Source organism: Sporofaciens sp. JLR.KK001 (assembly GCF_036941055.1).
Taxonomy (GTDB): domain Bacteria; phylum Bacillota; class Clostridia; order Lachnospirales; family Lachnospiraceae; genus Sporofaciens.
On the sequence record NZ_JAYMNO010000001.1, the window covers coordinates 4,420,750 to 4,433,903 of the forward strand.

At 44.1% G+C, this 13,154-nt stretch carries 23 protein-coding genes; 2 read left to right on the forward strand and 21 right to left on the reverse strand.

What is annotated here, in order from left to right; translation table 11 throughout:
* Window positions 1–146: 146 nt before the first annotated feature.
* The 20 genes from VSQ62_RS22390 to VSQ62_RS22485 form a co-directional block, all read right to left on the reverse strand.
* Window positions 147–353 carry a hypothetical protein gene (locus tag VSQ62_RS22390; RefSeq protein WP_334636955.1) on the reverse strand — a complete coding sequence of 69 codons (207 nt, stop codon included), beginning with the start codon at window positions 351–353 and terminating at the stop codon, window positions 147–149.
* A 9-nt stretch (window positions 354–362) separates the two neighbouring features.
* Window positions 363–1,076 (reverse strand): hypothetical protein, encoded by a 714-nt coding sequence (locus tag VSQ62_RS22395; protein WP_334636956.1) that lies wholly within the window; start codon window positions 1,074–1,076, stop codon window positions 363–365.
* Between the two features lie 32 nt (window positions 1,077–1,108).
* Complete coding sequence (locus VSQ62_RS22400; protein WP_334636958.1) at window positions 1,109–1,933, reverse strand: DNA adenine methylase; 825 nt, start codon at window positions 1,931–1,933, stop codon at window positions 1,109–1,111.
* 13 nt (window positions 1,934–1,946) lie between these two features.
* Window positions 1,947–2,144, reverse strand: coding sequence for a hypothetical protein (locus VSQ62_RS22405; RefSeq protein WP_334636960.1), 198 nt, complete (start codon window positions 2,142–2,144; stop codon window positions 1,947–1,949).
* A gap of 54 nt (window positions 2,145–2,198) precedes the next feature.
* Entirely contained in the window at window positions 2,199–2,780 is a 582-nt protein-coding gene (locus VSQ62_RS22410; RefSeq protein WP_334636961.1) for a hypothetical protein, read from the reverse strand.
* A 5-nt stretch (window positions 2,781–2,785) separates the two neighbouring features.
* Window positions 2,786–3,007, reverse strand: coding sequence for a hypothetical protein (locus tag VSQ62_RS22415; RefSeq protein WP_334636962.1), 222 nt, complete (start codon window positions 3,005–3,007; stop codon window positions 2,786–2,788).
* 42 nt (window positions 3,008–3,049) lie between these two features.
* On the reverse strand, window positions 3,050–4,864 hold the full coding sequence (locus VSQ62_RS22420) for an AAA family ATPase (protein WP_334636963.1): 1,815 nt from the start codon (window positions 4,862–4,864) through the stop codon (window positions 3,050–3,052).
* 2 nt (window positions 4,865–4,866) lie between these two features.
* A complete protein-coding gene (locus VSQ62_RS22425; RefSeq protein WP_334636964.1) occupies window positions 4,867–5,829 on the reverse strand; it encodes a DUF4373 domain-containing protein in 963 nt (320 codons plus the stop codon).
* Between the two features lies 1 nt (window position 5,830).
* Window positions 5,831–6,208 (reverse strand): RusA family crossover junction endodeoxyribonuclease, encoded by a 378-nt coding sequence (locus VSQ62_RS22430; RefSeq protein ID WP_334636965.1) that lies wholly within the window; start codon window positions 6,206–6,208, stop codon window positions 5,831–5,833.
* A 140-nt stretch (window positions 6,209–6,348) separates the two neighbouring features.
* On the reverse strand, window positions 6,349–7,092 hold the full coding sequence (locus VSQ62_RS22435; protein ID WP_334636966.1) for a hypothetical protein: 744 nt from the start codon (window positions 7,090–7,092) through the stop codon (window positions 6,349–6,351).
* 18 nt (window positions 7,093–7,110) lie between these two features.
* Complete coding sequence (locus VSQ62_RS22440) at window positions 7,111–7,551, reverse strand: hypothetical protein (protein ID WP_334636967.1); 441 nt, start codon at window positions 7,549–7,551, stop codon at window positions 7,111–7,113.
* Between the two features lie 82 nt (window positions 7,552–7,633).
* Window positions 7,634–8,206, reverse strand: a complete 573-nt coding sequence (locus VSQ62_RS22445; protein WP_334636968.1) for a NinB/YbcN family protein — start codon at window positions 8,204–8,206, stop codon at window positions 7,634–7,636.
* Window positions 8,206–8,904: an ERF family protein gene (locus VSQ62_RS22450; RefSeq protein WP_334636969.1), complete on the reverse strand. Its 699-nt coding sequence runs from the start codon at window positions 8,902–8,904 to the stop codon at window positions 8,206–8,208. The genes VSQ62_RS22445 and VSQ62_RS22450 overlap by 1 nt, the downstream gene beginning before the upstream one ends.
* Window positions 8,904–9,821: a DUF1351 domain-containing protein gene (locus VSQ62_RS22455; protein ID WP_334636970.1), complete on the reverse strand. Its 918-nt coding sequence runs from the start codon at window positions 9,819–9,821 to the stop codon at window positions 8,904–8,906. The genes VSQ62_RS22450 and VSQ62_RS22455 overlap by 1 nt, the downstream gene beginning before the upstream one ends.
* Window positions 9,822–9,904: 83 nt before the next feature.
* Window positions 9,905–10,132, reverse strand: coding sequence for a hypothetical protein (locus VSQ62_RS22460; protein ID WP_334636971.1), 228 nt, complete (start codon window positions 10,130–10,132; stop codon window positions 9,905–9,907).
* Window positions 10,132–10,374, reverse strand: a complete 243-nt coding sequence (locus tag VSQ62_RS22465; protein ID WP_334636972.1) for a hypothetical protein — start codon at window positions 10,372–10,374, stop codon at window positions 10,132–10,134. Before VSQ62_RS22465 ends, VSQ62_RS22460 begins: the two co-directional genes overlap by 1 nt.
* Before the next feature lie 26 nt (window positions 10,375–10,400).
* Window positions 10,401–10,691, reverse strand: a complete 291-nt coding sequence (locus tag VSQ62_RS22470; protein WP_334636973.1) for a hypothetical protein — start codon at window positions 10,689–10,691, stop codon at window positions 10,401–10,403.
* A gap of 52 nt (window positions 10,692–10,743) precedes the next feature.
* The gene (locus VSQ62_RS22475; RefSeq protein ID WP_334636974.1) at window positions 10,744–11,022 is read right to left on the reverse strand and encodes a hypothetical protein; all 279 of its coding nucleotides are present in this window, start codon (window positions 11,020–11,022) and stop codon (window positions 10,744–10,746) included.
* A gap of 26 nt (window positions 11,023–11,048) precedes the next feature.
* Complete coding sequence (locus VSQ62_RS22480) at window positions 11,049–11,288, reverse strand: hypothetical protein (RefSeq protein ID WP_334632945.1); 240 nt, start codon at window positions 11,286–11,288, stop codon at window positions 11,049–11,051.
* A 33-nt stretch (window positions 11,289–11,321) separates the two neighbouring features.
* On the reverse strand, window positions 11,322–11,714 hold the full coding sequence (locus VSQ62_RS22485; RefSeq protein WP_334636975.1) for a beta-sandwich lipoprotein: 393 nt from the start codon (window positions 11,712–11,714) through the stop codon (window positions 11,322–11,324).
* Window positions 11,715–11,926: 212 nt separating this feature from the next.
* Between VSQ62_RS22485 and VSQ62_RS22490 the strand changes: the two genes are divergently transcribed.
* Window positions 11,927–12,217 (forward strand): hypothetical protein, encoded by a 291-nt coding sequence (locus tag VSQ62_RS22490; RefSeq protein ID WP_334636976.1) that lies wholly within the window; start codon window positions 11,927–11,929, stop codon window positions 12,215–12,217.
* An 80-nt stretch (window positions 12,218–12,297) separates the two neighbouring features.
* On the opposite strand, the gene VSQ62_RS22495 is transcribed toward VSQ62_RS22490, so the two are convergent.
* Window positions 12,298–12,543 (reverse strand): helix-turn-helix domain-containing protein, encoded by a 246-nt coding sequence (locus tag VSQ62_RS22495; protein ID WP_334636977.1) that lies wholly within the window; start codon window positions 12,541–12,543, stop codon window positions 12,298–12,300.
* Between the two features lie 150 nt (window positions 12,544–12,693).
* Between VSQ62_RS22495 and VSQ62_RS22500 the strand changes: the two genes are divergently transcribed.
* Window positions 12,694–13,149, forward strand: coding sequence for a helix-turn-helix domain-containing protein (locus VSQ62_RS22500; RefSeq protein WP_334636978.1), 456 nt, complete (start codon window positions 12,694–12,696; stop codon window positions 13,147–13,149).
* Window positions 13,150–13,154: the final 5 nt, after the last annotated feature.

Sequence of the window (13,154 nt, forward strand, 5' to 3'; positions counted from 1 at the left end):
ATAAATGACATTACTGCCCAGGTTGCCACCGCTTTTCCAAATCTTACATGTCTTAACTGCTCCGGGATTCAGGCATGTATATTTTGCGTCTACATATTCCGCCATCGGCATATATTCCATCGCCCATACGCTTACCAATTTAACGTTCACATTTTTTTACACTCAAATAGTGTTTCTAATATTTTGACAGCATTATCAATTCCCCAATAATCTTCATTATCCCATGCATCATCGTCTTTAACAAACCAATCATGCCTAATTTCTTCTATGATGTCATGTGCCCTCTGTAATACCTCTTTTTCATCTTCATTAACAGAAAAAGAAACATTACTTGTACAACATACATTTGCCATATTTTCTCCTTACCCTTGTGGCCTGTCCGCTATGCAGGAAATATTACCTTCAATCTTTTTATAAGTATCATTCGCCATAAGAACTTGCAATACTGTATTGGACAGCATCGTCTTCGTACTTTCGTCAAACGCCGTCTTCACATCACGATTTACTTGTTGGCGAACTTCATCCACCTGCTTATCCAGATAGCTTTTTACTTCATCATCAATGCCAAGATGCTGCAGAAGATACTCTTCAAACGTATATTCCTTCGTTTCTGCTCTGTATCGTCCCTTATTGTACCTGTCCTTCTCAAAGCTCTTGATAATCCGGAACCTGTTATTTTCGATACAATCCTTTACGCAGCGCTTCGCATACTGGAGCAATGTAAGCTCTTCTTTCGGTTCATCATCCCAGACATTGGAGCCACCAATACAGATTTTCTCATTAACCATGAAATCCTGCACAATGTCCTTAATGATATCGCCGGTTGCACACTGAATCTTCTTCTTAATATCCTCCAGAACCTCGCTTTTGATCTCACTCACAATTTCACCATAGAGATTCTCCTTGACCTCTAACGCTACAGCCCGCATTATTCCAGCCGCAAAATTTTCCGTGTTGAACTCTATTTTCAGATTTTCTCTCTCCATCTTTACTTCCGTATTATTCATGCCGTCCTGTTCCTCCATTTCTTCCGACGTAGGCTCATAGTCCTCGTCATAATAATCATCATAATACATATTTAATTTCACTCCTCGCCATTAACTTTCAGTCAATCCAACCTCAACTCTATCTGGCCAGATTCATAATTCATCCAAACAACTTCCGTCCGCCTACTCCCCATCTCCGCATGAGACCTGAATTCTTTCCTTCTCCATCCAGCAAGCATATCGTCATACATCTCTGATGCATATCCCGAGATCATGATCTTCGCTTTGCTGATGAGCGCTTTCTGAAGCATCTCCTCATGTTCATCGTCCGACATTTCATGCTTATACTGCTTCTGTTTCCCGCATCTGGTCCCCAGAAGATACGGCGGATCCAGATACATAAACACATTTTCATAATCATATCTTACGATCAGCTCCAACGCCGGGGAACATTCGATCTGCACCCTTCGCAGCCGCTCCGCGATCTCGATCACCCATTCCGGCAGACGGTACCAGTTCCACAGCGCATACATCCGCTCCCGTCCCTGCACGTCATTCTTCCAACCGACCTTATAGCCATTCGATCGAAATCCATGCCCCTGCCAGCACCGGACAAGGAACTGACAAGCCTTGAGAAATCTATTTCCTTCCGACAACACTTCCATAATCGGATCACTCTTAAACGCATCATCATACATCTGCCGGCTGTACGGCGTTGTCATCACCAGCCGCGCCAGCTTCTCCGGATCCGTTTGAATGCACTGGAAGAGATTCACCACATCCCAGTCCAGATCATTGACCGTCTCTATGTCTGACGGGGCTTTTCTGAAGAACATTGCCCCGCTGCCGAAATACGGTTCCAAGTAGGTATGATGATCCGGTATCAGTTCCACAAGCTTATCTGCAATCCTCCATTTACTCCCCGGATATTTCAAAACACGATTCAATCATCCACCTTCTTCACACCTTCCCCGGCATAAACCAATCTAGCTTCCGCCGTTTCACATATCCCCAAAACACTTTGTAGCTGCTGTACACCCTGAAATACTTCTCCACATAATCATACGTTGCTTTTATAGACATACCAGAAAATAAAAGCTCCTGGATCCGTGAGTAGTAAGGGTCAAATACGCTGCGTCCTGTTCTAATATCACTCATTTATTAATACCCGCATCCATACCGATAGCATTTCCTCCGCTCCCATCGATTCACTCAGCTCGGAATAAACCACCAGGTTTTCTGATTCTTCCCATATCCTGTCGTTGATTGATCTACCTGCAGATCCCTCTTCGCCTTCATCAGATCCGCACGCTTAATCCCATTCGCTTCACTCTTTAGGATCACCTCTTCAGAATTCATACGGCCTCCGGCAAGCATACTTTTCAAAAATTCACAGGCTTTCTCGTGATCCGATCTCCCCAGATCCTTTAGACAGTCCTTTATCTTCTCTATCTGTACCGTGTTTGCATTCGCCTTCGCAAGTAATTTCTCGGTACTCCCCGCCAGCATATCCAACAGCTCTTCGATCGCACCAAGCTTATGAAAAATATTTTCGATTACCTTGACCTCTGCCGGCGATATGGTAGAATCCGCTTCTATAAGGCTTCCCGGTTCCAATCCCAGAAGGATACACATCACCTGCTCCACGCTTTTCGGCTGCTCCCGCGTCTTGGCCAGATTGCTGATATAAGACCTGCTCCTTCCAAGTTCCAGGCTGAACCCCTCCTTCGTCTTTCCATTCCTCGCGATCTCAGCGCATAACCTTCCATAATCAATCCTCACTTTTTCTATCATTACGTCTAATCCTCACCTTTTTCCTTCTCCCATAAATCATGTATCGTCTGCACCTGCGGAGCGAACCACAAGAGAAGATCAACAATGTCCGCCCTATTTCCATATTCTGACTCGATCTTCATTGACCGGTTATTATATTCATCCATATTGTGATCCGTAAGATACTGGCTGAAATTCTTCGCACATGCATTATACATATCTTTCACCCGTTTAATTTTATCCTGCACACCAACCTCCCCAACGAACCTTCTGCCCGCGATGCCCGGGTACTATGTAAATGGCGTCTCGAACTCCCATTCAACCCAACTATCGTTATTCTTATCCCATCCATAATCAACTCCCAGCTCATCACCATCACCATAGATCCGCTTAGACTTTTCATCGTAATCCAACACAAAGCCTTTCGTCTCCGTCTTTCCAAACAAACGGTTCTTCGATACCTTCAGCAACCTCTGTCCCGGATGCAGGTCCTTCCCCTTTTCATAAGCAATCGTGATCGTCGCAAGATTCGAGATATCCCCGCTTCCACTGATCTCATCGTTCTCATTCGCAGTAAAATTATTTTTCCTCTTATGCGCCACCAGAAGGATCAGCACATTATATTTCAGCGCTATCCTAGACAGCTTCTTTACAAAAAGACTTTGCCTGTCATATTTATCAAAAGCGGTCCCCTGCTCCAGATCCAACGCCGTCATGAGGTTGTCCAAAAGAATCACATCCACGCCATACTGCAGGATCACATTTTCCGTAATAGCCAGAAGGCTCTCTTTTTCATCACCCTCCACGATCCGGTTATCATACAGGAAACATTTCCCGCGGTACCAGTCCGCAATAAGCTGTCGGTTTGTATCCGATACTTTGTAATTCCTATCCCCCCACTTATTTCGATATTCCGTGATATGGTCCCCTCCGGCAAGCTGGAAATCAATCCATGACCGGAAAAGGTAATTCGGCAGCTCTCCGCTGTAGGCGAAACCTTTGTGTCCCTGATAAATCGCATTTACCAGGATCTGGCTTGCAAGCGTAGACTTCCCTTCACCAGGTTTCCCCGATATCAGCGCTACTCCACCGAAGGGAATTCCACCATAGAGCAGCCGGTCTAACTGCCGGATCCCTGTCTGAAGCTTCGGAAGCTTAAATATATCAACATTCTCCACCTCCGCCAGGTCGATCACACTCTTAATCGGAACTATTACCGCATTCTCCACACATTTCCTGACCTGATCTGTCCCATATTTCTGCAGGATCTCATTAGCGTCCTTGCATTCCTTGTAATCTTCTTCCCGCACATGCTTCACGGTACATCTCAAACGCTTCGACAATTCGTCAAGCAGCGTGATCCTGTCTTTCTCATGGTCTCCAAAAACAATCACTTCCTCAAACCGGTTAATCCAGTCCCAGCAATACGGAACCCAGGTAAATCCCCTGGCTCCTGTCGGCACCGACACGGCATTCTCAATCCCGGCCGCTGCTACTGAAAGACTGTCGATCTGTCCTTCTGTGATAATCAGCCTGTCAAATTTGTCATTGCACTGTGCCATTCCAAACAGGATCGGCTTACAGTTCGCCTCACACCATTCTTTGTTCTTATCCTTCTCCCGGTCAAAATCCGTCTTCCGGTACTTCACAAACTGCATCCGCCCGGCAGCATCTAAAAACGGGAAAACCAGAATGTTCGGGTGCTCCGTCTGCACAGTGATCTGATATCTCTTTATGACCTCCTCCGAAATCCCTCTTTCAGTCAGGTACTTTACTGCCTCCGGCTTCGGCCTGATCGGCTCTTTCGGCGTCTTCATCTTTCGGAACTGCCGCCTTGGACGGTAATACTCATCCACCTCATTTCCAAGAGAAAAATCAAAATCCCTGGAAAGCGTCAGCATGTTTCCAGATACTCCGCAGGTTGAACGAAAACATTTAAACTGGCCAGTCTTCAGATTGATTGAGAAGGTGTTGAGATCACCTCTGGAAGGCTTCGGATTACAATAAGGGCATAGCCGGAAGAACAGCTCTCCATTGTGTTCCCTTGTCTGCGCATGAATATGTCTTGCAAAATCATACGCATCCTGTTCTTTGAACTCATACATGCCTATTCCTCCCAGCCATTAGGACCGTACTTCCACCATTCTTCGTCTTCACCGATCAGCTCCTCTTCTGGATCTGGATTCGGATCCGTCTCTTCTGCCTTCGGCGCTTCTGGATGTTTCACTTCCAAATAGTCCTCAAACACACATTTTTCCAGGAAATTGTTCGGCAGGAACATCTTGTCACCGGAATCTTTGATATACTCTGCATAATTCGTCGCAGATAAGATCAATTGATCTTCCGTAACACTTCCAGACAGAACCAACTCACTGTAAGCCATCTCTGCCAGATATCGTCTCTGCTTATTGGGAAAGACAGACCAAAAATCATCAAAGCGCGTTATCCGCGGAATTTCCTTTCCTTTACTTTTATTTACTTTACTTTCCTTTGCGGTGTTTTTCTTGGATTTACTCATATTTTTCTCGGAATTATCCGGGTTTTTCTTGGAAAAACTCTTGTTATTCGCGACTTTAATACAAGATGCAGTTTCCTCTTCATCTAAAAGCCAGATTTCAGCATTCACTTCAAACTGCCTTTTACGTCCTTTAACTGCCTCCTGATAACGTTTCTGTATTCCCGGTGAGGTGATAACCTCTGCCCTCTCCTGTCCGTTGCCGCCATCGGCTAACTCGCATTGTGGTCTGTTATCCCCTTCTTTTTGTATGGTAATGATAGTGTCCGGATTAGTAAGTGTTCTCTTTACGAGTAGTGACCGGCTAACCAAGAATGTCATTACCTGTTCAATAAACCCTTCCGTAAGATGCAGATCATCCATGGCATCATCCATACTCTCAGCATCCCACCTTATGTAATATCCGTTACGATAGATCTCTGTCAGCAGATAGATGTAAAATATTATTCCGTCATTTCCATATCTGGAATGAAGCCGTTTGATCCGCTTATCCGCATAAAAGAAATCCGTATCAAATGAAAAATAGAGCAATCCGTCCTGTTTAGGACGTGCCATACTATCCGTCCGCCTCTCTTATCAAAACTTCAATCCGTGGATTCTTTTTATCCACATCAAACTTGTCAGAAAACCCGACAACATACTTCCATCCGTCATCCTTCAGCACGCCGCACTGCACAAGCGCATCCTGGATCACTTTACGCCCAAAAGAGCTTATATTGTCCTTATCCCGGCGCTTATTCGGCTCCACCCACAGATATTCCATGAATACCGGTTTCTCAATCCTCACACCCCTCATGCACTGCTTGATTGCTATGGCAACGATATCTCCGTTGTTTGCTTTCATCTTCGCGCCTTTGTGGCGGTTCGTACGATCTGCTAAGATATAGTCGTTCAGATTGTTGAGCGTACCGGGGATCGTCAGCAAATATTCCACGGTATCTCCTTTCCGCTGGCAGTCCGCACTCTGCCAGCAAGCCGACAAACGCTACATATTGTACAGTTACATTTGTGCGGATGAATCCTAATTTAATAGTTTCCTCGTGATACAATCCCCAAAAGGGAGAATGCCTATAATTATGCGATCACTGTAATATGATATTTCTCCAGTTCTTCAGCAAGCCCAGATTCCAGATATCCCTTGATCCGCTTCATGGCCGCATTCTTCCAAAGTCCGCCATCCGCTTCCACCAATTTAAACGCCGGGCCCCTCTCACTGTCCTTGATCCGGAATACATAAGCGCTCTCAGGTTGCTCGATCTCTCCAAATGTCCTGTATGGTCTGAGCCTTACAGGGTTCGGAACGATCACATCCGTATTATTCGCGATACCGCTCTTAATCGTCGTCTTCTGGCTGATCCCGTCATCCTTATAATTTGTCGTAGTCCCTGCCTGGATAGTCCCGGCAACCTTCATAATGCTCTCCAGATCTTCCGTTGGAATAAAATTCGACTGCAGCTCGATCAAGAATCTTTCCTGGTCATAGTAATGATCAAACTGGAATTCATTCACAATTGCAGAAGACTTCAACAGATATTCCCGGTCCCTTTCGTCGATCAGGCCAGAATACAATCTCACCTCCGTCGGGCTCACCACATGCAGGAGCATGGTCTCCCTCAGTTCCTCTGACTTCCCTTTGATATAGTCCACGACTGCCGTCAATGTATTCGCCCTGATCTCATCCGCCATATCAAAAGAATGGTAGCGTCTCAGATCCTTATCACAATATGTCTTCCCATCGATCTCTACGATCTTGGGATCCATCCCATCAACCTTCAATCCTACAACGTACTGTAATGCTTCCCTTAATCCTTCCATCATCTTTCTTCTCCTCCTATGCTATGCTTTTCTTCTCATATCAACAATTCTCTCTCCTGAAGGCTTCTCTCCTGCAGGCTCCAGGATCTCGCCCGTATCCGCATCAAACGGCCGGCCATCTGCAGATACCTGTGCTGCCTGTGCATCCTCTATAGACATCTGCCCAGGAATCTGACCCGTCGTAACCTCTGCAACATCCACCTCTCCAGTACGGAGGTCCTTTCCCATACTAAGGGCAGTATCCGTTCCAGCAGCCGGCGCTAAGGCTGTCTTAGTCTGAATGTCTATTGGAGCAAAATTCCTGTCTTTGTTTGGCTTAAACGTAATCGTCACCGTAACTTTCCGCTTTGCCAGGGCATCCGTATTGGGATCCTGGATGTTCTCCGTCACTTCCTTAAATGCCCGGTTTACTTGTGCACTGAACGCGCCATTTGCCAGTGTTTCAAGATTCACGTGTCTCATATCCTATCCTTCCTTTCTTCCATACTATTGATAAAAGCATTCTTCCCTACGCTCTGACCAACCAAAATTTCCACTTAACTGCTTAAAAATCTATCCCATACTTCTCCTTCAGAATCCTTCGTTCTTCCGGCGATGCGATTTCTGCATCCGCCATCCCCACATCCCTGCAATCGCTCACAAGTCCATCAATCAACCGGGACATTTCCGCCGTATCATAGGTACTGCTTCCACGGATCATGACATAGGTCCTGTACATCATCCCATCATTTCCCATCCTTGCATCCGATGTAGGCCGTAAATGATACACCTGAGATTCCATAACCTTCTTATTCGCTTCATCTGTATCAGGAAGAACAACCTTAATTGTCCTTCCATCAACGATATCCATAAATCCATACTTAGATAGAAGAACGTTGTGAAGTTCCGCATTGGAGATCCTTAAGATCTTCGCCAGCTTCGTCAGAAGCACCCAGTAATACGCATTGGCATCCAGGCTTCTCTTGCGCTTATACGGCTTAATCTCCAGACTCAGCTTATCGCAGTCCTTCAACTCTTCATACGCCTGTCCGAAATCTTCATTCGGCTCAAACAGAATCGTCAGGCGGTGCGTCATAAAATCAATGATCGGCTGTTTCAGTTTCCCGGTAAACTTCATTAGGCTGCACACTTCTCCTTTACCTGTTCAAAATGCTGAGTGATATTTTCATGCTGTGACACCGACAATTGGGATAAATCTGAAACCTTGTACGCGTTGCATACCTTCGCTTCATCAACCCCATTGTCCTTGAAACGTTTTCTTAGAGCCTCCAATGTCTTTTTATCAATCAATTTCTTCTGAGTGCTGCTTTGGGGATCCCTGTTTGAACCCGCTGCATTCTGGCTCTGCTGTTGATTCTTATTTGCGCCTGCATTTCGACTCCGCTGTTGATTCTTATCAGCCTTTGCATTCTGACTCTGCTGCTGATTCTCATTGGTATCCGCGTCCTTCACATCATCCAGAAGAAGCAGCCCATTCAACGCATACTTCCGGGCATAAGAGGAGGCGGTCCCTGTGATCTGTGAGGAGTCCATACCTTTCTTGGAGTCCTCTTCCCTTGCAAAAGATTGGTTCGAGACAGATTCACCGCTCTCACAATCAACCAGTGTTGCGGTAGCTTTGATATAATACCGGTTACCAATAAATATCAGATCGTCATTGACTGTCACTGTACATTTATGCGTCTGTAAAATCGGTTTCAATGCAGATAAGATATCCTCACAGCTCCGGTAATCATAATTACCAAACTTATTGTGCTGGTTCTTCGGTACACTTATGGATGACTGGATCTTCAAAAGCTTCTCATGTACCGCCATCAAACATCTTTCCTTTCATAATAGAGTCCCCAACTATTGAATGCCATTTCGACCTCCTGAAGTTCTTCCATCGTTCCAACAACCACATATAAAACCTTCATAGAATGTTTCTCAGTAAGCGATGCTGCAGCAGCTTCATCCACTGTCTTGATCTCCTCTACGGCCTCTCTTTTTGCTTCATTCCTGATCCGCTCTTCCTCTGCAATACGGGCTCTTTCTTCCCTTCGGATCTTTTCAATCTCTTCTCTTCGCAGCGCTTCCGCCCTCTCAGCCTCTCGCATTTCCTGCTGCGCTAGGATCTCCTTCTTTCTTGCTTCATAGTCACTGATATATTTCACAGCAGCGGCAAGATTACGATTCGCCATATACAAGTCAAGCGCTTCCTGTACCTTATCAGATCCCATAGAAGAAATGACAGAAATCTCGCTCTGCGTCTTGGTTACAGCCTCAGAAATCTCTTTCCTGACTGTCTTCATATTCGTCGTGGCGTTGTCCCATTTCGCGCCATAGATGCATTCAAGAGGTATGTAGTCCTGCAGGTCATCCGGTACCAGTTCATTGTACGCGGCTTCAATCTCTGCTTTCTTCTCCCTTACACGCTTCTCTTCAAATGCCTGCACCTGGCCATTGATAGAGTTAATCGGCTTATCATACAAAGCAATCAGGTTTTTAGCCTGTGTCTCAAACTCGTTCCATGGCGCCATATACTCATTCTTTGCATCTCGAAGATTCTCTTGAAACTCCTTTTTCTGTTTCCGAAGGCTTGCTACCTGCTTCTTTGCATATGTCTTACTGTCTTCAGTAAAAACAACACCCTCAAACTCTGCAAGCGTTCCCTTGATCGCCTGCTCCACCTGATCGAAGTTACAGGATATCTTCGCACTTTCCTGTGTGATTACTGCTACTGTATTGTTCATGTATCAATTCCTCCTCGTATTCTCTATAATTATCTTTCAGCCTCTCACGAAGGCTCTTCCTGGATGAAAAATATTCCCGTTCCTCAGATGTCATGATGCCCTCCCATCTCGGCATTCAGACAGTCCTTGCATATGACTTCACCCTCCATGGTTACAAGACGGCTATCCATATACAAGTCACATCCACACCGATCACAATGCCTGGGCGCTTCTTCTTTGATACCCTTACACTCTTTTTCTTCATCCCTGCATCCACACCGCTCACCGGGATCCAGATGGTCACCGCAGTCAGGACAGATATATCCGTACATCAATCGTCATCCTCCTTCGGCATCGGAATCCCCAAAACAGACGCAAGAGCATCTGTCTTAACCGAATAGCTTTCCGTCTTGATGATATATTCGACCGCTTTCAGCTTTACAGCCATATCCATGTGTTGCTCATCAAACTTCACAGATTCTTCTAACCGTTGATTCTTATCCCGTAACAACTGATTCATTTCCTTTAGCTGCTCTATTTCCTGCTGCATCTGCAAAATCTTTGCATCTTCCATTTTCTGTTCTCCTCCTTCATCATCTTCTATGCTTCACCTAAACAATTCCTTAACCATTGCGCCACTGGCGAATGTTCAATTTCCTCCACAAGCTCTGGATTTTCCCTCATTAAACATTCAACTGCCTCATTCACCTCCGAATCTGTTTTCTTTGCAGTGTCGAGGATGAATTCATAATACTCATTCCCCTGCTCTTCCCCCAGGCTCTCACAAAAAGACTCTCTTACTGCCCTTGCGGCAACTGTAAGCTCCATAGCTATCTGTTCTGGGATTCCATCAATCTCGAAGGACATTCCAAAATCTTTTACTTTTATCATTTACAACCTCCATTTTATCCGCTATAATAGCGGTAGTTACTCATTGGAGCGCTTAAGGTTGCCGCCTTTTACAAGCGCTCTTTTTTGTTATCCTGCGAAAAAACATGCCCCGCTTCTCCAGATATCTGACAGTACGCCCGAGCACATAGCCTATCGTTACAGTGACTACGCCTGCCAGTACCCATCCCGCATGCCGGGCCGGAGACATCCCAAACAAGATACTTAAGGACATCCATACTGCCCAGAGCATCCCAATCCGGATGAGGTCTTTCGCCCTCCTCTGCAAGATTGGGCATAATTTCCTCCTTCTCTTGAAATTCTTCAGCTTCATATCTCTACTCCTGCTTTCACTTGCTTCTATCGCTCTTCTCTTACCATTGCTAAGATCTGCTCATCTGTGATTCTCCCAGTTTTCCTCAAAGCCCGAAGTTCTCCAAGCTTAACAAGCTCTGGCTGTCTTATGTGCTTGTACAAACAGCTTTCGCTGACGCCAAGCACCTTGCATAACTTGTCCCGCGGGGTATCAATCATTATATGCTTCATGATCTTACGGAAATTATCATCTAATTTTTGAGTACTTAATGTGATCTTGGGCATCTATCTCACCTCCTCTCATTGGCAAATGTTTTACTAATCAATTACATCTGTTTCCACAGGAATCCACATTTCAGGATTGAAATTCAAAGTACATTTATACTTACTGACATCTCCAGCGGTAATATCCTCAACAACATAAGTTACGTCGTCACTAAGACCAATAAAATGCTTTTTATACTCTCCTTTTTCATCTTCCACAACAACTTCCAGTTGATTATCAGATGTATCTGCCGTAATGGACATCTTTCCTGTCATCTGGAAAAGTACATCTCCTTGTAGACAATTAATTACTGTAACTTGGCGGACATCATTAAAGTTATCTGCTTCTAATGAAAGATTATGAGAAACCTTAGAAGCTTCGCTGCATCCAGACAGCATAAACACTAATGGTACCGACAGCAATACTGCTAAAATTTTCTTCTTCATTTCTACTTCCGTTATTTATCCCATTGCGATGTTATCAGTTCAACTGTAATATCATCACAAAATGCTATATACTCACCCTTTTTTACGTCGATATGCAAAGATTCAAATGGTTTACTCTTCAATGCCATTCCGCACACCACATCCCTCTCTTCTTGTCCTCATTTCCAATATCTGGTATAATTTTCCTATCAAATAATGAAAGGAAGAAAGCTATGAATCTTAACGATCTTGACTGCTCACAAATCGCGGATAGAATCAATGACACCGTTGATGAAATGCACGACCGAACCGCATCCAAAATCATTACTGAGCAGGAATACAAAGGACAGCTTGAAAACTGTATTTTTGAAACTCACGACGCCCTCCGTAAAATGCAGGAAGATTCTGAAAAAGAGTCAAAAATCAATAAAAGACGCTATTGGATTAATTTTTTCATCACTCTAGTTGCTGCAATCGCCGCTGTAATCTCTGCAATTGTTTGTATAATTCCTTTTGTCTCTTGATAATCATCATCTGGCTAATTGCTAATAGAAATGCACTTAATGCCAGAAATAATATCGATACTGTATATGCTATCACTTCCTCACACCACATCCTTCTCGATGTTTTGCACTACGCAACTTCCCCTATAAAAAAAATAAACAGCAAAATCCTCAGGTTTAATATGTAATAAATCTGAAAGCTTTTCGGCCTCATTCAAATCCATAGGACGAATATTGTTTATTTTCTGATTAACAGTGGGTTGTGCAAGTCCTAATGAATTAGCAACGTCTTTCTGGGTTATCTGCAATTCTGCCATTCTACCTTTGATTTTGTTTGTGTTAATCAAATTAATTTCCTCCTTTCGTCTTCTCAATAGTAGCACTGTGCAACTAATATGTCAATAGCTCTATGCAACTTTTTTTTAATTATTTTTCCTTTTCTATTGCATTGTGCAATATTATGTATTATAATGCTACTCATAGAGAGGTGATTGAATATGACAAATGCAGAAATAGGAAGTAGAATAAAATATGCTCGTGACTTAAAAGACGCTACGTTGGAAGATATCGCTAAAAAAGTAGGAGTTACAAAATCCACGATACAACGTTATGAAGCCGGAAAGATTTCTGCTATAAAAATTCCGGTAGTTGATGCAATTGCAATAGCATTAAATGTTAATCCAGCATGGATTGTTGGAAAATCTGACGATATGGAACTCCCGTCACAGAAGATTCCCAAAATCCTTCAATACTATGAAACTCTCAATGACATAGGAAAACATGAAGCAACAAAGCGTGTCGAGGAACTTACATATATTCCACAGTACACAAAGAAAAATGAAGAAGATTATCTCAGAGTAAACGCCGCACATGCCCGTACGGACATTGAACCTACCGATGAAGATCAGGCTCATGACGATGCAATTATGAACGATGATAGTGAATGGGAGTGATTTCA